The following is a 20,019-nucleotide window of genomic DNA, read 5'->3' as shown; positions in this document are numbered from 1 at the left end:
AAAAACCTTCTATACACTGTTATATCCCACCTTGATTTTCATTCAAAATTTTATTGATTTCATTTAATATTTCTACACTTCTTTCTTTTTCTCCCAATTTTTCATATACTTTTTCCATCAATATTACCCTGTTTTTTATCACGTTTTCTATTATATTAGTCCCGTCTTGAGTAATTTGAACAACATATACCCTTTTATCCTTCTTTGATTTTTCCCTAACCAAATATCCTGCAATTTCCAATCTTCTAATGAGTCCAGTTGTTGTGCTTTTTGTTACCCCCAATCTTTTACTGATGTCACTGAGCATTTTAGGACCTTTGAAATAAACGGTTTGCAAAACATCAAACTGAGCCGGAGAAATGTTGAACTCTTTTAAAACTTTTCTTCCTTCACTTTTTACTTTTGAGCAAATCTCTCTAATCATCTTTTCCATTTGAATTGAAGGGTTATTTTCCATTTTATTCCTCCCCAGATTATGAAGTATTTCTCTAATTTTCTGGATTCAGTCATGATCAAAACGCAATATCTAATATAGTATATCATATTCTTGAAAAATCAATCTGACAATTTACAAAGTTGAGTTATTTATACATTAATGGTAAAATAATCAAAGGTTCTTAAAAAGAATTTTTAAGGGTGGGGAAGGGGCGAGGGGGCGCTATTAATTAAATTATTTTAATGTTTATGGGAGGAATATATGGAAAAAGATCTAACAAAAGGTAGTGTAATAAAGCATATTTTGTTGATGGCACTACCTACAATGTTTGGTATGGCAGCCCAAATGGTTTACGATCTTGTTGATATCTTTTGGATAGGCATGATTTCCAGTGAGGCGATAGCGGGGGTGACGATTTTTTCAACTATTTTTTGGATGGTAGATTCATTAAATGAGATTATTGGTGTAAGTTCAATCTCATTGGTATCTCAAGCTTACGGTAAAAAAGATTATAATCAAACTGCAAGATCAATTGAACAAACTATAAGTTTCAAATTTTTGGTGGCATTAATAGCTGCAACCTTCATGGCAGTGTTTTTGGAACCATTGATGTCTCTTTTTGCAGATGAAACTGTGGTGAATTATGGTTTAGAGTATGGTTATTTAAGATTGTTCTTTTTACCGATAATGTTCTCTTCCTACTCTGTAAACACTGTTTTTAGATGTTTGGGGGATGCTAACACACCAATGATTATAATGATATTTGTTAGCATACTAAACCTTTTTCTTGATCCTATTTTTATCTTTGAAACGGTACCTTTTATCAACTTACCAGGCTTGGGTTTTGGAGTTTTGGGAGCAGCAATTGCAACCGTGGTTTCTCAGTCCATTGCTTTTCTTATAGGCTTTTTAATTCTTTTTTCCAGAACTCATGAAGTCAAACCTCGTATAAAAGGTTTATTTAGACTAAATAAAGATATTGATATAAAATTAATAACTATAGGAATGCCAAACGGTGTAGAAATACTTTTTAGAAATCTTTCAAATATAGCTATATTAGGTTTTGTCTCACTTTTTGGTAATCAGGCTATCGCAGCAAATGGGATCGCTGGCAGGATTTTTGGATTTGCCTTCGTCCCTTTGTTTGGTCTTACTATGGGGGCATCTTCTGTGGTTGGTCAGGCGATAGGAGCCGGAGATATAAAAAGATCTGAAAGAGCTGCAAATATCACGGGAATATTAGGTTCAGTTGCAATGTTATTTTTCATTGTAATGGCGTTTGGTTTTGGTGAAAGTGTGATTTCTCTCTTCACAAACGACGCTATTGTGATTAAATATGGAACTGAATTTCTAAAGTATGGATCAGTAGGTTTAGTTGTATTAGGATATGGTTATGGCCTTGCAAGTGCTTTTTCTGCATCGGGGTACAATTTTCCGTTTCTTTTATCGAGCATTATTTCAAGGTGGGGAATACAATTATGCATTTTAATCGTAGCTATTAATATTTTTAACCAGCCCTTAACATGGGTGTGGCTTTCTTATATGTTCGGGGATATCGCAGAATCTTTCATCCTTTTTTATTTTTATCAAAAGGGAAGATGGAAAGAGAAAAAAGCATGGTAGTAAAATATAAAACCAGAAAATATTAGTTGCACATGCAACCAAATTTTAACGGGAAAATGGTTGTATATGCAACAATTTTTTTCTATAATTATTTTTGTTTCCATTTCTCTCTTATGGTCAGGCTGTAGGTTTCAATTGATCACTGGGCTCTTCCTTAGAAGAGTGGAGAGCTGATTTTTAAAGGAGGCAAAATCAAAAGTTGCTTAATTTAGAGCAAGATCCATCGGTTATTAGCAAGATATCATGTTTATTCAGAACCATGAATTCGATGATGAAAAAAGAACTTCAAAGGTTTGACATTGGAAGAGGTCAATTTCAGTTTCTTATGTACTTACTTAAAAATGGAGATGGAATAAGTCAAGAAGAATTAAACGAGCATCTAAATTTCGATAAAGCAACTACCGCAAGAGCAATCAAGAAGCTTATAAAAAATGGTTATCTTACAAAAAAAATCGATGATAATGATCATCGAATCAATAGAATATTTTTGACAAATAAAGCTTACCAAATCTATAACGAAATGGTTAAGATGAATGATTATTGGGAAAGAATTATAACAGACAATCTTTCAACTGAGGAAAAAGAAATCGTTCAACATATATTGGATAAAATGCTCACTAACATACTAAAATACAAAGCTAAAGATCATGAGGAGGTGTCGTAATTGGAAGAAAATACCAATAAGCTTGAAGACAAGAAGATAGGGAAGCTATTAATGGAACTGTCATTACCAGCAATAGTTGCCATGTTGGTCCAAGCTTTGTACAATTTTGTCGATACTATATACATTGCCCGAGGTGTTGGTACACTTGGAATAGCTGGAGTATCTGTTGCCTTTCCAATTCAGATGATCATTATGGCTTTTGGTGGAATGATAGGAATCGGTGGGGGAACATTAATATCCCGAAGTTTAGGAGCCAAAGATGTTGAGCGGGCAGAAAACGCTTTAGGGAATATTTTTTCTGCTATCTTCGTTTTAAGCATAGCTCTTACTATTCTTGGTACTATCTTTTTAGATCCTATTTTAAATCTCTTCGGGGCCACACCTGATATCCTTTCATACGCAGAGGATTACATGAGTGTAATCCTGTATGGAGCAATACTCTTTACAATTGGAATGGCAAGTCACAACGTTATGAGAGCAGAAGGTAATGCGAAATATGCCATGATAGCTATGATCGTTCCAGGAGTATTGAACATTATTCTTGATCCTATTTTTATATTTGTATTGAATATGGAAGTAAAAGGCGCAGCAGTAGCTACTGTTCTTTCTCAGCTTGTTGGTGTTATTTATATAGGATATTACTTTTTCAGTGGAAAAAGTTCTTTGAAATTTCACAGAAAGAATTTCATATTAGATAGGCATATCATGTCTGAAACGCTAGGGGTTGGAGCTTCTGCTTTTGTTAGACAAGTTGCTGGAAGTTTACTAGCAATAGTTTTAAATAATTTGCTAGGTACGTACGGGAGTTCTCTGCATATAGCAATTTTTGGGGTAATAAATAGACTTTTAATGTTCTTTTTTTTGCCTATGTTTGGTATAGCGCAAGGTTTTTTACCAATAGCTGGTTATAATTATGGAGCCAAAAGATATGACAGAGTAAAAGAAGTTTTGAAAAAAGCAACAATTGCTGCTCTTACATGGTCCATAGTTTCATTCTTTTTAGTTCAATTGTTTCCTGGTTTTCTACTGTCAATATTTTCAACAGATCCGTCCTTGATTAGTGAAGGTATTCCTGCTCTAAGAATAGACGCGATGTTTATATGGATTGTTGGCTTTCAAGTTGTTGGATCATCTTTATTTCAAGCTATTGGTAGAGCTGGTCCTGCACTATTGTTATCAATGTCAAGACAAATATTGATATTTATTCCAATGGTGTTTGTAATGTCACACTTTTTTGGATTAATGGGTATTTGGTACACATTTCCTATTTCAGATGTTTTATCAGCATTGTTAACATTATTTTTTGTGATTAGAGAGATAAAAATTTTGAATACTCTACAGAAAAAGCAAGTTCAAATTAACGATGAAGAAAAAGAAATTGAGGAATCTTATACATCGGAAGGTAAGCATGAATACCAACCCCAAGAAAAATAATAAGGCTCGATAAAAATATATCGAGCCTTTAATATATACGCTTTTTATGCTCTTTCTAAGTAATCTCCTGTACGAGTGTCTACTTTTATTTTTTGACCTCTTTCCACAAAAAAAGGGACAGTGGTTTTCAATCCTGTTTCTAATGTTGCCGGTTTGCCACCACCAGACACGGTGTTTCCTTTAAAATTAGGTTCTGTGTCAATAACGGTTAGAACCACAACTGTGGGAAGTTGAATAGAAACAGGATTTCCATTAAAAAAGACTAGATCGACTTCCAAATTTTCGGTTAAATAAAATTTTTCATCTTCTAACTCTTGAGAAGGCAAAGAATATTGTTCATAGGTGTCGAGTAGCATAAAGTAATAATGATCGTCATCGTTGTATAAATACTGGGCTTTACTAAAACTTATATCAGCTTCTTCAACCTTCTCACCACTAGAAAAACTAACCTCTTTTATTAATCCTGTCATGACACTTTTTAGGCGGGTTCTAATTAATCCGCTGCCTCTTCCCATAAAATGCTTATTGGCTTCAATTACACGGTACATTTCGTTTTGATAAACTATAAAATCTCCTTTTCTTAAGTCTCCTACATCGATCATTCAATTTCCTCCTTGATTTTCAGTTAATCTCAATTAAAGGGGCATAAAAAAACTAAAACCCCACAAATTCATTTTAATTATATTTTTTTAATGATGACTAATAATAGGCAAAACTTCACTACAGAATAAATTTAGCAATTATTTCTTAACTTGTCAAGTCTTTTCTTGTACGTTTGTTTAAAATGTTGTACCTAATTATCTTTTAGCTAGGTTTACTCATAATTCATATACTGTTTATAAAAAATTAACTTGCATTCCTATCCATTTTGTATTATAATACTTTTGCAACACATTCCGTATGCTGCAATGGGTGGCGCGGTAGAAATTTGGAGGTAACAAAGTGAAAGGTAAAGTAAAGTGGTTTGATTCAAAGAAAGGTTATGGCTTCATCACAGGGGAAGATGGGAACGATGTATTTGTACACTTCTCAGCTGTTCAAATGGATGGCTACAGAAAGTTAGAAGAAGATCAAGAAGTTGAATTTGAAGTTGTCGAAGGTGACAAAGGTCCTCAAGCTTCAAATGTAAGACCCTTATAACCCTTATAAGTGTATACCATAATCTAAACCCAAAATACACCAAGGAGCGCGAAAGCGCTCCTTTATTTATTTGCTCTCTTGAATTATCTTTAATCCTGAGCTTGTTCCTATTCTATCAGCTCCACAACCTATCATTTTTAAAGCTGTTTCCAAGTCTTTAATACCTCCGGATGCTTTTACTTTCATTTCATTTCCTGCGAGGAAATTCATCAATGCCACGTCCTCTAATTCAGCCCCTCCACTTCCAAAGCCTGTAGAAGTTTTAACAAAATCCGCTCCAGCTAGTTTTGAAATTACAACGGCAGCTATCTTTTCTTCCTTCGAAAGATAACAGGTTTCAATTATAACTTTTAACAATTTTTTAGCATCTTTAGTCAATGAAGAAATAGCATGTATTTCTTCATAGATATAATCATACTGTTGCACCTTAAGCCTTCCTATATTCAACACCATATCTAATTCATCAGCGCCATCTTTAATCGAATTTTCAGATTCGTAAACTTTTGTTTGTATAGTATTGGCTCCCAGAGGGAATCCAATCACTGTTGCTACTTTTACTTCACTATCTGTAAGGATTTCTTTTGATAAAATAACATAAGTTGGATTAATGCAAACCGCGTAGAAATTGTTATCTTTAGCTTCTTTGCAGAGAGTTTCGATATCTAAAGGTGTTGAGGTAGCTTTAAGCAATGTATGATCAATGTATTTCGCCACCTCGTGAGGTTTTAAGTTTGCTTGTTTTTCCTCAAAAGTGAATTCCTTTTCAACCCTTCTTGTTTCATTTTTGATTATCTTTTCTAATTCTGAAATTCTCATGTTTTGACTCCTTTCCTTAAATAATAAGATTGTCTTTCGAAAATAATTTCTGAAATATTTTATCATATTTTAAAAAAATGTGGTATAATGATCTTGAAAGTAAATAATAAATGGCCAGGGGAGCTGAAAGGCTGAGAGGATGCCAAAAAGGTATCGACCCTGACTACCTGATCTGGATAATACCAGCGAAGGGAGGCTAAAAATATGTATTCAATTTGATCCTGTTCTCACTTTGCTGGTGAAGAACAGGATTTTTATTTTTTACAACAGGCTAATAATGAGTAATTCCATGTTGGAAACTATCTCATTTAAGCTAACTAAATAAATATTTAAAAGAGGTGAGTAAAGGTGAAGAAGTTTTTAGCGATGATAGGTATTATAGTTGTTTTGTTCTCTATTGTTCTTTCTGAGGAATTGACTGTCTATGTTTATGAAAGTTTCAGTTGGATTGAGCAAGGTACAGTTCAAAAGTTCGAAGAGATGTACGGCTGCGATGTAAAAGTGGTAAAATTGGGTGATGCAGGTAATGTGCTTACACGGTTAGTTTTAGAAAAGAAAAATCCACGAGCGGATGTAGTCATTGGGCTTGATCAGTCTTTAGCTGCAAAAGCTGTTGAAGAAGATCTATTGATCCCTTACAAGCCAAAAAACATTGAAAATGTTGCAGCCAAAGCCTTGATATTTGATCCCGAATATTATGTAATTCCTTACGACTATGGAGCTATTGCCATCATTTATGATCCTGAAAAGATACAAGAAGAATTAGTATCTTTTGAAGACCTAACGAAATATAAAAATTCTTTGATAATTCAGGATCCAAGAGCATCAAGCACCGGTCAGGCTTTTTTACTATGGACAATAGCCGTTTATGAAAATGAGTGGAAAGATTTTTGGGAAAGACTTAAGCCTGCAATATTAACGGTGAGTCCTAGCTGGGATGATTCTTTTGCAAAATTCGAAATTGGTGAGGCGCCTATGATGGTCAGCTATGCAACTGATAGTGCATACTCACAATATTACTATGGATCTAGTAAGTACAAGGTTTTTATCCCCAAAGAAGGTGCTTATGTTCAGATAGAAGGTGCCGGTATCGTTAAAGGTACTGATAATTTAGATTTGGCTCAGAAATTCATAGAATTTATATTGACAGAAGATTTTCAAAAAGAAATACCTTTAAAACAATGGATGTTCCCAGTAATTGATGTTGAACTCCCTGAGGTTTACCAATATGCAGAGGTTCCCGAAAAAATTCTGACTATTCCAGCCCAAGAAATTTCAAACAATCTAGAAAGATGGCTGAAAGAATGGGAGGCTCTATTATACTGAACTTATGAACAATAGAAGAAGCAAGAATTTACTGTTTATTTTATTTTTGTGTTTATGGTTAATACCTTTTTCTTTTTTATTTAAAGATTTTTTTCGTTTAGAAGGTTTAGCGAATTTCTTGGATCCGCGTACGTGGCGGATCCTTGGTTTTACTTTTTATCAAGCTATTCTTTCATCTGTGTTGTCATTGGTTATAACTTTAATTCCAGCGTATTTTGCTTCAAGAAATGAAGGGATCATATCCAAATTATTAGACAACACGATTTTCATCCCTTTCTTTTTCCCACCCGTCTCGGCAGTTATGGCTTTCACTCTTGTTTATTCTTCAGTTGGTATACTTTCAAAATTAGGTTTTAATTTAAATATTATGTACACGTTGAAAGCGATAATTTTAGCTCATATCTTTTATAACTCTCCCATATTTGTTCGTTACATATCGGAGGCTCTTAGAAGGGTGCCAGCAAGTTTTATTGAAACAGCCAGTATGGAAGGAGCGGGAAAATTTAAGACTTTTATAAACGTAGAATTACCTTTGATCATTCCATCCATTTCAAGGGCTTTATTTCTAGTATTTACATATAATTTCACAAGTTTCGCGATTGTTTTGAGTTTAGGTGGAGTAAGATATTCTACTTTGGAAGTAGCTATTTCTACAACATTAAGAAGCTCCTTGGACTTTCCCAAGGCTTTATCTTATGCATTAATTCAACTCATAATCCTCACGATGCTTAATATCTTTATATCAAAATTTGAACCTATATCTTTCGAATTTGAGCCATTATCTCAAAAAAAATCCGGATACCTAAGCAGGACAATATCGATATTTTACTTAATCTTTGAATATTCTATCGTCTTAATTGGTATTGCAGCTTCTTTTTTCGATTTTATAAATATGAAATTTGATATATCTTCATTTTTGAATTTATTCTCTAAAGAGTTGAATAGTGTATATCCAGTTGTTAGATCGATTTTAAATTCCTTTTTAGTATCCACGATATCAGCTTTCTTTGCTGTAATAACAGCATATTTTTTATTAAAAAATTACAGTAAGCTCATCAATGTCAGTGTAATGGCTACTTTAGGAATATCATCTGCATTTTTAGGTATGGCTTTACTTTATTTAAATATACTATTTAATATTCCGTACGTATTGTTGTTGATTTTGGGATATTTCTTGATAACCATACCTATCGCGTATTCATTTTTGTTCCAACCGATACGCGGATTTGACAATAAAATAGTTGAAGCCGCAAAGATAGATGGGGCAAACAAACTGACTATCTTTCTAAAAGTAGAATTACCTCTTCTGCTTTCTTCCATTACGAGTGCGTTTCTTCAGATATTTGCAATAATTTTTGGTGAATTTACCATCAGTTATACTATGCAAGTAAGGGATTACTTTCCTCTTGTAAGTGTGGTTAACTATTCTCTTTCCTCAGGGAGATTGTATCAGGAAGCAAATGCCTTAAGCGGGCTGAACATAATTATAATCTTCTTTATCTTTTATATTAGCAATAAATTTGCAAAAAAGTCGGAAATTTAAATATTATCTTTTTCAACTACAGCAATAGCGAACTCCGTAATAAAATATGCTTTCATCATATAATATTTTTCGTTTTCCTCATTACTTAAAACCTCTTCAAACAATTTATCGTTAGAAATATTAAGTTTATTCCTCAATATAACTAACATATTAAATTCTCTAATCTCATCTATTTCAAAATATTTTATGAGCCCGGTGGTCTTTAAATAATTATTTACGGCGGTTTTTATGTAATCATATATCTTTTGTTTTATTGGTAAAAATTTAAAAAAATTGCTTCTCATCAAACTAGCAACCTTCATTGCTCCAACTTTTCTAATAGATAAAAGTTCAAAAACGTTATCGTATTTAAAATCAATATACATTCCAAAAAATTTACCGCTCAATCTCCCTTTGGCATCTTTTTCTTTCAACATCTCACTGTTGATAGTTAATGCGAAAGGAAATATAGTTATAGTCTCTAAGAAGTTATCGAAATTAATTTCTAAATCATCGATATTATAATTTAATTTTTCCTCCACTTCCGACCTTACACTGATCTCTGCTTCTTTGAATTTATAAGCAGCCTCTTTTAGATTTTCTATAATCTCGTCCATTTCACTGGGATCTGCGTTTTTTAAAAATTCAAGATTGAACTTTTGAAGCTCTGGATGTTCCTTAAACAATCTATCTAAAAATTTTTTAAAATCTTCATCATCGTAATCGCTCATAATACATTCCTCCAAACAAAGTTTCAAAGAAAATATGTCTCATCTACGTTAATTATAACATATATTGTGATCTATCTAGGAATTTTTTGAAAAAAATAAAAAAATGGTATAATTTTAAATGAAAAAGTAAATTTGTAGGGTGCTATATAAAAAGTTTCTAGAGATAGTCAATCAAAAATAAAAAGGAGGGAAAGATTATGCATGATAAAGAAATCGAGGGAAAAATGAAAAAGCTTCCCGAAGATTTGAGGAGAGAGGTTTTAGATTATGTGGATTTTCTACTAAGTAAGTATCAAGGCAGAGAAAATTCGAGAGGTAAATTCAAGTTCGACTGGGAAGGAGGTCTATCAGAGATAAGAGAGGAATTTACTTCTGTTGAGCTGCAACACAAGGCTTTGGAGTGGAGATAATGTTTTTAGTGGATACGAACGTATTTTTAGAAATTCTCCTAACGCTAAACTTCTGTTTTTGCCAATGGAACTGTACAGGGAAGTTGTAAATGTAAGAAAAATCCTGAAATTAGATTTTGATGATACCTATCAATATAGCATAGCTAAATACCATGGATTGAAAATAGTTACAATGGACAAGGATTTTGAGAGGATAAAGGATGTAGAAACTTTGTTTTTGTAGGACGTTGCTTAAAAGAGCAATCAATCAAAAATTAAAAGGAGGGAAACTAAATGCAAGATTACCACGAACCTTATGAAGAACTAAGTGACAAAGATCGTTCTTATGTATACGCATTAAACAGTTTAAAAGAGGAGATTGAAGCAATAGATTGGTACAACCAAAGGGCGGCTGTTTCTAAAGATCCAACTATCAAAGAAATTATGGAGCACAATAGAGATGAAGAAATTGAACATGCGGTAATGCTTATCGAGTGGTTAAGAAGAAACATGGATGGATGGGATGAAGAACTGAAGACTTATCTTTTCACAGAAAAACCATTGCTAGAAGTAGAGGAAGAAGCTGTTGAAGGAGAAAGCAAAGAAGAGTCTTCTTCAAATAGAAAAGGTGATTTGGGACTAAGAGGATTGAAGTAGAAAAAATTTCAAAGATGAAGGAGGGTAAAAAATGGATTTTCTTAAAAGAGAGTTAGCTCCAATAACTGAAGAAGCTTGGGAAGAATTAGACGAAAGGGCAAAGGAGATTTTTAAGAACAAATTAAAAATAAGACCAATTATTGATGTAGAAGGTCCTTATGGATGGGAATATTCTTCATACAATTTAGGTACAAACGAACTCGTTGAAAACCCGAGAGATGGATTGGGATGGGGAATAAGACAAGTTTTACCTATAGTAGAGATTAGAAACCCATTTGTTTTGAAACAATGGGAGCTTGATAATATCGAAAGGGGTTTAAAAACTCCGGATTTGGAAGGGTTAGAAACCGCTGCTAAGCAGTTGGCTTCGTTCGAAAATAAATTAATTTTAAAAGGCATAGAAAAAGCCAATATAATTGGGTTGCAAACGCTTGCTAAACAAAATTCAGTGGAAAGTTCTAAAGAAAGCGTTAAAGATTTTGTTAAATCTTTATTTGAAGTAAAAAAGAGATTCATGGAGCAAGGGATTGAGGGACCGTATACCTTAGTGATCAACAAAGAACTATGGCAAGATTTGTTTACCATGAATCTATCTTATCCTTTGGATTTAGTTGTTAAAGAAATTATAGACGCCAAAGTTAAACCTATGCATGAAGTAGATGAAAGTTTTGTAATCTCTAACCGTGGTGGAGACTTTAAATTAATTTTAGGTCAAGATATTTCCTTAGGATATGAAAGCAAATTTGACGAGCAACTCAAATTTTTCTTCACTGAAAGTTTAACCTTCCACGTAGTAACACCGGAAGCTATAGTTGGTTTAGAAATGTAAATTACTTTTAAAAAACATTTGCTGAAACAACCTGCTTATTATAAATAAAAAAATCGGCCTCAATTTGTTCTCGGTTAAATCATAATTTGAGGCCGATTTCTTCTATTTTTATAAAGTAAGAATACCTTTTTCGTCTTCCAATTTGTTCTTGATGTTATTGATCTTATTTTTTATCATTTCATTTCCCATCAACAAAGAATGTTCTATTTTTTTGATGGAATGAATAATAGTAGAATGATTTTTATCTAATTTTTCGGAGATATCTTTAGTTTTCAACTTCATAGTAGTCTTAAAAAGATAAGCTAAAACTTGACGTGCTAATGCTATTTCTTTTTTTCTAGATGATGAGAAGATATCCTTTCTATTTATATTGAATTCAGCGGCGACCAGATCTATAACGGTATCTATTTTCACAGTTTCAAGAACTTCTGGTGACTGGAACCTAACCTTGTTTGCGTTCATTCTCATCATTGAATTGACTATCGTTTTTGCAGATTCAATATTCACTGGCGCACCCGAAATTTGACTTTGCAATAAAAGGTTCATAATGGCGCCGCGAAGTTTTCTTAAATTTGTATCGACGTGTTCAGCCAAGTAATAAGCAACATCATCGGTAAGTTGAAGAGAGATCATTTGTGCCATTTTCTTAGCTATTAAGTACTTTGTTGCCTTATCAGGTGCTTGTATATCAGTTATCAAACCCATTTCAAACCTACTAATCAATCTAGGATGAAAGGTTGCCAATTCGTCGGGCGTTCTATCGGAGCATATTACTATCTGTTTTCTTGAGTTAAAAAGAGAATTAAAGGTATGAAAAAGTTCGCTTTGTACGGTATTTTTTCCAATTAAAAATTGAACATCATCTATCAATAAAAAATCTACATTTCTTCTAAAGCGTTCTCGGAAGTTCTCCATATCACTAGCTCTTATTCCATCCATCATTTGATTCATAAAATCTTCGGCTGTTACATACTTAACCTTCAAATCAGGGGCATTTTCCATCAAAAAGTTCCCTATTGCATGTAAAAGATGTGTTTTACCTAGTCCAACATCTCCATATATAAATAAAGGATTATATTTGCCAGGATTCTTGCAAACTTCCAAGGCTGAATAATAAGCTATTCTATTGGAATTTCCCGTAACAAAGCTGTCAAAGGTGAACTCAGGATTAAATTCTGATAGTTTCAAAGGTCTGTTTTTTATTATTGGACCATTTACTGCATTTTTTTGTTCTTTGCTAATAGGGATTTCCTTAAAAACAACCTCTACAGACTTACCTAAGATATTATTTATAGTTTCTTTTATTATTGAACCGAATCTTTTCTCGACAGCTTCTTTAATAAATAAATTTCCTAATCCAACAACGACCTTTTTGTCTTCTAATTCCAAAATTTGAGCCGTTGTTAGCCAATTATTCCAGGTATCTCTAGACATGTTGGAACGAAGTTTTTCTATTAGTTCATGCTTTTCCATTATTTTCACCCCTTGGAATAAAACCCAATATATACTTTATCATAAGGGGTCAACTTAATCAAGAAAATTTTTGATTAAAAATCTGATTAAAGGCTATTTATGCTAAATCTAGAACATAAAATTTTTAGATCCCTCATCTTAAAAAGATTTAAGAGACAACTTGAAGAACAAAAATTGTTAAATCTTTGTTTTAAAAAATAAAAATGTATAATATACAAACGTATTAATTTTTGAATAATAAGAAATGTTAATATATATTATGTTAATTTAAAATAACTTAATTTAAATAATAATATTTTTTGTTATTAGGATAATTCCCGGAGATCCCGTTGCAGCGATGTTAGGTGGAAGAGCTTCTCAAGAGGTTATTGAAGCCAGGAGAGCAGAACTAGGACTTAACGATCCCATATTGGTTCAATTTTTTAAATACGTAGGGGGACTGTTCAGAGGTGACTTGGGAACTTCAACAATGACAGGAAGACCTGTACTTGATGAGATATTAGAAAGATTTCCCGCTACACTTGAATTAACAATTTTTGCGTTTATTGTAGCAGTAGTTATAGGGATCTTTTGGGGTTCAAAAGCCGCACAAAAAAGAGACAAACTTATCTCAAGTATTTTTTTAAGAATGGTTCGAAATAATACAATTTTAACGTTAACCTCTGATTATGTTAAATCTGCTAAAGCAAGGGGGATACCTGAAAATAGAATATTATACAGGCATGCTTTAAGGAACGCTTTAGTTCCTATTTTAACAGTAATGGGATTACAGCTCGCACTATTGATGGCTGGAGCTGTTTTAACTGAAACGACTTTTTCTTGGCCAGGGATAGGGAGTTACCTCATCATGAAAATCAGATACAGAGATTTTCCCGCCATTCAAGGAACGATAGTTTTTTTCGCAATTTTCGTAATTATAATTAACATCATAGTAGAAATTATCAACGCGTTAATAGACCCAAGAGTAAGGTACTGAGGAGGGTATAAAATTGGAAGAACATAAATTCATTTCATCGAAGATTGGAAAGGGCTTCTCCAGATTCTTTAGAGGTTCCAATGCATGGCTTACCTTCATAGGTATGGTTATTTTAATTTTTTACATTTTTTTAGCCATTTTTTCACCTCAAATAGCTCCTTACGACCCTACAGAAAGGGTTGGAAGATCTTTAACCCCTCCGAGTAATGAATTTTGGTTTGGAACAGACAACCTCGGTAGGGACGTATTTAGTAGGGTTGTTTATGGGGCTAGAATAGCCTTAACAATAGCTTTTGTTTCTGTGGCAATAGCTTCTGCTATTGGTATACCGTTAGGTTTATTATCTGGATTTGTGGGCGGAATATTCGATAGAATAATGACCATAGTTATGGATGCTATATATTCTTTTCCAGGTTTGATTCTTGCCATAGCGATAGCTGCATTTTTAGGGCCGGGTATCATGAATATCGCAATTTCTATAGCCGTTGTTTACATACCCACATACTTTAGGGTCATTAGAAATCAAGTATCTTCAGTTAAAAATGAACTTTATGTCGATGGAGCCAGAGCTATAGGCGCTTCAAACTTATCTATTTTGGGAAGGTACATACTTCCAAATGTACTTCCATCCGTAGTGGTTGTGCTTTCTATGAACCTGGCAGACGCCATAATGACAGAAGCTGGGTTGAGCTTTTTGGGATTAGGCATAGCTCCTCCAACTCCCGATTGGGGTTTTGATTTGAGCAACGGTCAAAGATTCATTTTGAGTGGTGCTTGGTGGGCTTTGACGTTTCCCGGTGTTGCTATAATGACTGTTACACTAGGATTTTCCATGTTCAGCGAAGGTTTGAACGAGATGCTGAATCCTACAATTAGGGAAAGAAGGTAGTAAGAGTGCTTGAAGTGAAAAATCTGAAAGTTTATTATAAAAGTGAAGAAGGGATTATAAAAGCGGTTGACGATGTTAGTTTTAAGGTAAAAGACGGAGAAACCCTGGGCCTAGTGGGAGAATCGGGCTGTGGGAAGTCTACCTTAGGACAAGCTATAATGAAAATATTACCGTTAAATGCACGATTGTACGGCGAAATTATATTAAATGGTCAAAATATTATTAAAATGAACGAAAAACAAATGCGAGAAATTCGTGGTAGAGATATTACCATGATCTTTCAAGATCCGATGACTTCTCTCAATCCCATCATGAAAGTCAAAGACCTGTTTGTTGAAATTGTAAGAGCTCATTTTCCCGATATATCTAAAGAAAAAGCTATAGAAATGGGTGGTGGTGTCCTAAAGGATGTGGGAATAGACCCAAGTAGGATGAACCAATATACATTTCAATTCAGTGGTGGTATGAGACAAAGGGTGATGATCGCCCTAGGTCTTGTTTTAAAGCCGTCCTTTGTTATTTCTGATGAGCCAACAACTTCTTTGGATGTCATAGTTCAAGCACAAATAATAGAGTTGATGAATAAATTAAGGGATGAATATCAAATGTCTATGTTGCTTATAACACATGATTTAGGTGTAGTTGCTCAACTTGCAGATAAGATTGGAGTAATGTATGCCGGTCATTTGGTGGAAATATCTTCAAAGGAAAATATTTATTACAATCCCAAGCACCCTTATACAAAAGCTCTTTTAGAGTCCATTCCAAATACGGACATCAACGACAAAGATTTAAAATATATTCCTGGAAGTCCTCCAGATTTAGGTAAACCTCCAAAAGGATGCCGATTCGCCCCTCGGTGTGAATACGCAATGGATATCTGCCATGAGCAGGAGCCCCCAAGTTTTTTAATCGAAGGATCGGAAGTTAAGTGCTGGCTTTATGAAAATTCTCAAGATTTAAATAATGTAAATGTAGGTGGTACTAATGACTGAAAATACAATCTTAAAAGTTCAAGGTTTGAAAAAATATTTTCCTCTAAAAAGAACGGTGGGGGAAGTTTTAACTAGAACTCCACCAAAATACGTAAGGGCGGTAGATGAGATTAATTTTGAAGTAAAAAAAGGTGAAACTCTTGGTTTAGTTGGTGAATCAGGAAGCGGGAAAACAACTACAGGTAGGCTGATTACAAGGTTAGAAGATCCCACTGAAGGAAAAATTTTATTCAAAGAAAAAGACATCAGTACATTAACAAAAAAAGAATTAAAACACATAAGAAAAGAGATTCAAATAATCTTTCAAGACCCACTTGCAGCCTTGAACCCTCATATGAGGATCGGTGAAGCTGTGATGCATCCTCTAGAAATACACAATATTGGCAAAGACCATTCCGAAAGACAAAAGCTTGTTATGGAGATGTTGGAAAGGGTACAGTTATCACCTGCAAGTGAGTATTATTATAGATATCCTCGTGATTTATCTGGTGGTCAAAGGCAAAGGGTTGTAATAGCAAGAGCTTTGATCTTAAAGCCTACTTTTGTTGTGGCGGATGAAGCAGTTGCGATGTTGGATGTCTCTGTTAGATCCCAATTGTTGCAACTGATGATCAACTTAAAAAACGATTTTGATCTGACTTATCTTTTCATCACACACGATTTAGCTACAACCAAATATATATGTGACAGAATCGCCGTAATGTACTTGGGCAAAATTATCGAAGTTGGAAATTTTGAGCAAATATATACAAAACCCAAACATCCGTACACTCAAGCTCTAATATCAGCCGTTCCTGAACCTGACCCCAAGAGCAAGAAAAGAAGAATAATACCTCAAGGGGAAGTTCCAAATGCCGTTAACATCCCTACAGGTTGTAGGTTTCATCCTCGATGCCCATATGCAAAAGAAATTTGTAAAATTAAAGAACCCATTTTGAAAAATGTTGAAAACCAAGAAGTTGCCTGTCATCTCTATGATTCAGAATATGAAAAGAGTGCCGTTTAGATCTTATTTTCTTTTCAAGAAAAGGTTTATTGCTAATTTTAACTTTTTAGAACCTATAAGGTACGCTGATAGGAAGTAGACGATGACACTAAGAGCAATCAGGAGAACAACTAACAATCTCGAATCGAAAAATCCTTTACAAGTCACAATAAATATGGACATAAAAGCGCTTGCGATGAAAATTTTAAATATTTCTACCCAATCTTCACCAGTCAAACCTTTAATAATATTGAAACCAGTCATAAACATGCCGATAATTCCAGAAATAGAAGTTGCAAAGGCAATTCCAACAACACCATATTTGAAAGCCAACAAAACATCGAGAATTGCGTTCACTGAAAGCATTACAACTGCGACTAAAGAAGGATACCTTGTATTTAATTTAGAGTGATAAGTCCTAATGAAGATGGTATGTAAAGAATAAAATGGAAGCCCTATAGAATAATACAACAAAGTTTTTGCTGTTATCAACGTATCTTCAAAGGTAAAACTACCATGTTGATATATCAAAGCCACGATCTCATTGTTTAAAAATATCAAACCGAACATGGAAGGAATTGCAAAGAACAAAGTTAGTTCTATACTATCTTTCAAATTCTTGTTGTATTCTTTTTCATCTTTTATACTAGAAGAATACGATAATTTAGGTAAAAGAGCGTTTGCAACGCTGATGGCGAATATGCTTAGAGGAAGCTGATAAACTCTTAGGGCGTATTGAATGGTCGAGACACCGCCAGTACCGGTCCAGGTTGCGATATTGGTATCGACCAATGTATTCAAGGAAGCTACAGCTACTCCTAATAATGCGGGACCAAACAAGTTCATTATACTTTTCAGATCTTTGAAATTAAAATCAAGTGTCATCCGGAAGTGTATCTTTCTCAAAAGATAATATACCAACAAAAACTGTAAAACTCCACCCACTGTGAATCCTATAGTAGGACCTAATATTCTTGGGGAAAAGTAAGAAGACAAAAAGATAAAAACGATACTGCAAAGGTTGGATAAAGCTGGAGCGAAAGCAGGCCCAAAATAGATATCCTTACTATTTAAAACACCGGTAGCTATTGCCCACAAAGAGATAAAAATTATAAATGGATATGTAATTTTCAACAAATAAGAGGTTAATTCCATAGTTGATTCGGCCAAACCTGTTCCCAAAACTAAAACTATTTGGTCGGAAAAGAGATATACAGGTATATATAATAAAACAGTCGTTATTAATACAAACCATATTGTGGTGCTAAGAAAAACCTGAGAATCTTTTCCTTGTTTTCTTGTAAACAAAGGAATAAAAGCTGAGGAGAGGGCTCCATCAGCGAAGATTTTCCGAAGAAAAAAAGGTAGAAGAATGGCAACTAAATATGCATCGTACTCTGCACTAATCCCAAAATAATGAGCAAAGGTAGCATCCCGCAAAAGGCCTAAAAGTCTACTTATAAGAGTTGCCAACGAGAAAAGAAATGTATGTTTCAACAATTTCGACATCCAAATGCCCCCGATATTCTTTATTTGGTCCTGTACAATCTGTCTCCAGCATCCCCCAATCCGGGAACAATATACGCTTTTGAATTGAGTTTACTATCCAAAGCAGCAGTATAAATAATCACATCTGGGTTTTCGCTTACAACCACGTTAACCCCTTCAGGAGCAGCTATCAAGGACATAATAGTGATATTTTGTCCTCCCTGTTTTTTCACTTGCTTTATAGCATGATTCATAGAATGTCCTGTGGCAAGCATAGGATCTAAGATAAAAATTTGATGGTCTTCTGTCAAAGGTGGAAACTTCACATAATACTCTATGGCATTGAGAGTTTCGGGATCTCTATAGACACCCAGAAAGCCCACACTAGCATTTGGAACCAATGAAAGAACACCATCCAACATACCTAAGCCTGCTCGCAATATAGGAACTATGGTAACTTTTTTATCTTCAACCATTTCTCCCTTTGTCTGTGCAATTGGCGTTTCAACTTCAACTTCCATCGTAGGGAGATTTCTGGCTGCTTCATAGGTTAGCAAAAGGGTTATCTCCTTCAAAAGTTCCCGGAATTCTTTAGGTCCTGTGTCTTTATTTCTCATTATAGAAAGTTTGTGTTTTATCAAAGGATGATCAACGACGTGAAGATTATTCATTTAAAATTTGCACCTCCCAAATCTTTGTTAAAATATCTTCTCGATTTTGACTTCATCTAAAAGCCTCAAAACGTCATTTTTTCTACAAAGTTCTGTTCCTGGAGTTATGACTGAGGCATTACCTGAGGCATTTGCCCATTTAAAGGCTTCTTCTACATTTGCGCCTTCTTCACGTTTTAAAACGTAAGCGGCAAGAAAGGAATCTCCGGATCCAACTGCACTTTGAACAGGGACATCTATGGAAGGAGCGTATAGGCAACTCTCCTTTGAGATAAACATAGCTCCGTTTGATCCTAGAGTAAGCAATATTTCTTTTATTCCGTACTTATCAATTAGCTCCAAACCATATTTAGCAAGTTCGTCTTGGTCAATCTCATTTATTTTTTTATCAAGAACCCTTTGAAACTCGTATAAATTAGGTTTGATACAATCAGGGTGTGATTCAATCCCCACTTTTAAATTTTCGCCATCGGCATCAAAATATACCTTAGCGTTTTTTCTTTTAAGGTAAGAAATTATTTCTGCATAAAAATTTGGGGTTACTCCTGGTGGCAAACTTCCTGAAATAACAACGGTATCATTTTCTCTGATTAAAAGTTTGAGAGTCTCATACAGTTGGTTCAAATCAGTTTTTGGAATCTTTGGGCCCTGAACACTCAGCCGGTATTGAAAATTTTGCTCCTGTAGGATGATGTTCATTCTCGTTTCTTTTGTAATTCTCACAGCTGTGTATATTACCCCTTCTTTGTCCAACATTTCCTCAATCTTTCTTCCATTTTCACCACCAAGAAAAGAAATAGCTACGGATTTACCTTCCAATTCTTTAATTGCTCTTGAAACATCTATTCCTTTTCCTGCAGGATAGTCTTTTATCTTTTTAACACGGGTAGTATCATCTGTTTTTAATTTATCTACATAAAGGTATCTATCTAAACATGGATTAAGCGTTATTGTAAATATCATATAAAATCATCG

The 20,019-nt window shown here is 34.1% G+C and carries 22 protein-coding genes and 1 riboswitch; of the genes, 14 read left to right on the top strand and 8 right to left on the bottom strand.

What is annotated here, in order from left to right:
- Nucleotides 1-19: 19 nt before the first annotated feature.
- Entirely contained in the window at nucleotides 20-457 is a 438-nt protein-coding gene (locus X925_RS03355; protein WP_012207871.1) for a MarR family winged helix-turn-helix transcriptional regulator, read from the bottom strand.
- 240 nt (nucleotides 458-697) lie between these two features.
- Between X925_RS03355 and X925_RS03350 the strand changes: the two genes are divergently transcribed.
- From X925_RS03350 to X925_RS03340, 3 genes are all read left to right on the top strand, one after another.
- Nucleotides 698-2,059: an MATE family efflux transporter gene (locus tag X925_RS03350; protein WP_199171469.1), complete on the top strand. Its 1,362-nt coding sequence runs from the start codon at nucleotides 698-700 to the stop codon at nucleotides 2,057-2,059.
- 199 nt (nucleotides 2,060-2,258) lie between these two features.
- On the top strand, nucleotides 2,259-2,723 hold the full coding sequence (locus tag X925_RS03345; protein WP_121567512.1) for a MarR family winged helix-turn-helix transcriptional regulator: 465 nt from the start codon (nucleotides 2,259-2,261) through the stop codon (nucleotides 2,721-2,723).
- Nucleotides 2,724-4,157: an MATE family efflux transporter gene (locus tag X925_RS03340; protein ID WP_121959130.1), complete on the top strand. Its 1,434-nt coding sequence runs from the start codon at nucleotides 2,724-2,726 to the stop codon at nucleotides 4,155-4,157.
- A gap of 44 nt (nucleotides 4,158-4,201) precedes the next feature.
- On the opposite strand, the gene efp is transcribed toward X925_RS03340, so the two are convergent.
- On the bottom strand, nucleotides 4,202-4,759 hold the full coding sequence (efp, locus tag X925_RS03335; protein WP_103064751.1) for an elongation factor P: 558 nt from the start codon (nucleotides 4,757-4,759) through the stop codon (nucleotides 4,202-4,204).
- Between the two features lie 340 nt (nucleotides 4,760-5,099).
- Between efp and X925_RS03330 the strand changes: the two genes are divergently transcribed.
- Complete coding sequence (locus X925_RS03330; RefSeq protein WP_012207866.1) at nucleotides 5,100-5,297, top strand: cold-shock protein; 198 nt, start codon at nucleotides 5,100-5,102, stop codon at nucleotides 5,295-5,297.
- A gap of 66 nt (nucleotides 5,298-5,363) precedes the next feature.
- Here the strand turns inward: X925_RS03330 and deoC are convergent, their stop codons facing one another.
- Nucleotides 5,364-6,113, bottom strand: a complete 750-nt coding sequence (deoC, locus tag X925_RS03325; protein WP_121959129.1) for a deoxyribose-phosphate aldolase — start codon at nucleotides 6,111-6,113, stop codon at nucleotides 5,364-5,366.
- Between the two features lie 106 nt (nucleotides 6,114-6,219).
- A riboswitch (TPP riboswitch) is annotated at nucleotides 6,220-6,324 on the top strand.
- A 137-nt stretch (nucleotides 6,325-6,461) separates the two neighbouring features.
- On the opposite strand from deoC, the gene X925_RS03320 reads away from it, so the two are divergent.
- Entirely contained in the window at nucleotides 6,462-7,439 is a 978-nt protein-coding gene (locus tag X925_RS03320; protein WP_121959128.1) for a thiamine ABC transporter substrate binding subunit, read from the top strand.
- A gap of 4 nt (nucleotides 7,440-7,443) precedes the next feature.
- Nucleotides 7,444-8,982, top strand: coding sequence for an iron ABC transporter permease (locus X925_RS03315; protein ID WP_121959127.1), 1,539 nt, complete (start codon nucleotides 7,444-7,446; stop codon nucleotides 8,980-8,982).
- Here X925_RS03315 and X925_RS03310 read toward each other — a convergent pair.
- Nucleotides 8,979-9,692 carry a hypothetical protein gene (locus tag X925_RS03310; RefSeq protein WP_121959126.1) on the bottom strand — a complete coding sequence of 238 codons (714 nt, stop codon included), beginning with the start codon at nucleotides 9,690-9,692 and terminating at the stop codon, nucleotides 8,979-8,981. The two genes, X925_RS03315 and X925_RS03310, sit on opposite strands and share 4 nt — an antisense overlap.
- A 197-nt stretch (nucleotides 9,693-9,889) precedes the next feature.
- On the opposite strand from X925_RS03310, the gene X925_RS03305 reads away from it, so the two are divergent.
- The 4 genes from X925_RS03305 to X925_RS03290 are packed head-to-tail and all read left to right on the top strand — an operon-like array spanning nucleotide 9,890 to nucleotide 11,567.
- Complete coding sequence (locus X925_RS03305) at nucleotides 9,890-10,102, top strand: DUF2281 domain-containing protein (RefSeq protein WP_121959125.1); 213 nt, start codon at nucleotides 9,890-9,892, stop codon at nucleotides 10,100-10,102.
- Nucleotides 10,068-10,325: a PIN domain-containing protein gene (locus X925_RS03300; RefSeq protein WP_121959124.1), complete on the top strand. Its 258-nt coding sequence runs from the start codon at nucleotides 10,068-10,070 to the stop codon at nucleotides 10,323-10,325. The genes X925_RS03305 and X925_RS03300 overlap by 35 nt, the downstream gene beginning before the upstream one ends.
- A gap of 50 nt (nucleotides 10,326-10,375) precedes the next feature.
- Nucleotides 10,376-10,738: an encapsulin-associated ferritin-like protein gene (locus X925_RS03295; RefSeq protein WP_121959123.1), complete on the top strand. Its 363-nt coding sequence runs from the start codon at nucleotides 10,376-10,378 to the stop codon at nucleotides 10,736-10,738.
- Between the two features lie 31 nt (nucleotides 10,739-10,769).
- Nucleotides 10,770-11,567, top strand: coding sequence for a family 1 encapsulin nanocompartment shell protein (locus X925_RS03290; RefSeq protein ID WP_121959122.1), 798 nt, complete (start codon nucleotides 10,770-10,772; stop codon nucleotides 11,565-11,567).
- Between the two features lie 108 nt (nucleotides 11,568-11,675).
- Here the strand turns inward: X925_RS03290 and dnaA are convergent, their stop codons facing one another.
- Nucleotides 11,676-13,040, bottom strand: a complete 1,365-nt coding sequence (gene dnaA, locus X925_RS03285; RefSeq protein WP_121514296.1) for a chromosomal replication initiator protein DnaA — start codon at nucleotides 13,038-13,040, stop codon at nucleotides 11,676-11,678.
- 286 nt (nucleotides 13,041-13,326) lie between these two features.
- Here dnaA and X925_RS03280 point away from each other — a divergent pair, with 286 nt between their 5' ends.
- The 4 genes from X925_RS03280 to X925_RS03265 are packed head-to-tail and all read left to right on the top strand — an operon-like array spanning nucleotide 13,327 to nucleotide 16,906.
- Entirely contained in the window at nucleotides 13,327-14,016 is a 690-nt protein-coding gene (locus tag X925_RS03280; protein WP_369973993.1) for an ABC transporter permease, read from the top strand.
- Between the two features lie 13 nt (nucleotides 14,017-14,029).
- Nucleotides 14,030-14,905 carry an ABC transporter permease gene (locus tag X925_RS03275; protein ID WP_012209569.1) on the top strand — a complete coding sequence of 292 codons (876 nt, stop codon included), beginning with the start codon at nucleotides 14,030-14,032 and terminating at the stop codon, nucleotides 14,903-14,905.
- 5 nt (nucleotides 14,906-14,910) lie between these two features.
- On the top strand, nucleotides 14,911-15,900 hold the full coding sequence (locus tag X925_RS03270) for an ABC transporter ATP-binding protein (protein ID WP_121567506.1): 990 nt from the start codon (nucleotides 14,911-14,913) through the stop codon (nucleotides 15,898-15,900).
- Nucleotides 15,893-16,906 carry an ABC transporter ATP-binding protein gene (locus X925_RS03265; protein ID WP_103064742.1) on the top strand — a complete coding sequence of 338 codons (1,014 nt, stop codon included), beginning with the start codon at nucleotides 15,893-15,895 and terminating at the stop codon, nucleotides 16,904-16,906. The genes X925_RS03270 and X925_RS03265 overlap by 8 nt, the downstream gene beginning before the upstream one ends.
- 3 nt (nucleotides 16,907-16,909) lie before the next feature.
- Here X925_RS03265 and murJ read toward each other — a convergent pair whose 3' ends face one another.
- Genes murJ through X925_RS03250 form a run of 3 tightly spaced genes read right to left on the bottom strand, consistent with a single transcriptional unit; the run spans nucleotide 16,910 to nucleotide 20,007 of the window.
- Nucleotides 16,910-18,394 (bottom strand): murein biosynthesis integral membrane protein MurJ, encoded by a 1,485-nt coding sequence (gene murJ / locus X925_RS03260; RefSeq protein WP_121959121.1) that lies wholly within the window; start codon nucleotides 18,392-18,394, stop codon nucleotides 16,910-16,912.
- A gap of 20 nt (nucleotides 18,395-18,414) precedes the next feature.
- Nucleotides 18,415-19,044 (bottom strand): uracil phosphoribosyltransferase, encoded by a 630-nt coding sequence (gene upp, locus X925_RS03255; protein WP_121959120.1) that lies wholly within the window; start codon nucleotides 19,042-19,044, stop codon nucleotides 18,415-18,417.
- Nucleotides 19,045-19,071: 27 nt separating this feature from the next.
- Entirely contained in the window at nucleotides 19,072-20,007 is a 936-nt protein-coding gene (locus tag X925_RS03250; RefSeq protein WP_121959119.1) for a 1-phosphofructokinase family hexose kinase, read from the bottom strand.
- Between the last annotated feature and the right edge of the window lie 12 nt (nucleotides 20,008-20,019).

Source organism: Petrotoga sp. 9T1HF07.CasAA.8.2 (assembly GCF_002895585.1).
Lineage (GTDB): Bacteria > Thermotogota > Thermotogae > Petrotogales > Petrotogaceae > Petrotoga > Petrotoga mobilis.
Note: the sequence above shows the minus strand (reverse complement) of the source record. Positions and strands in the feature narration are given on the sequence as shown.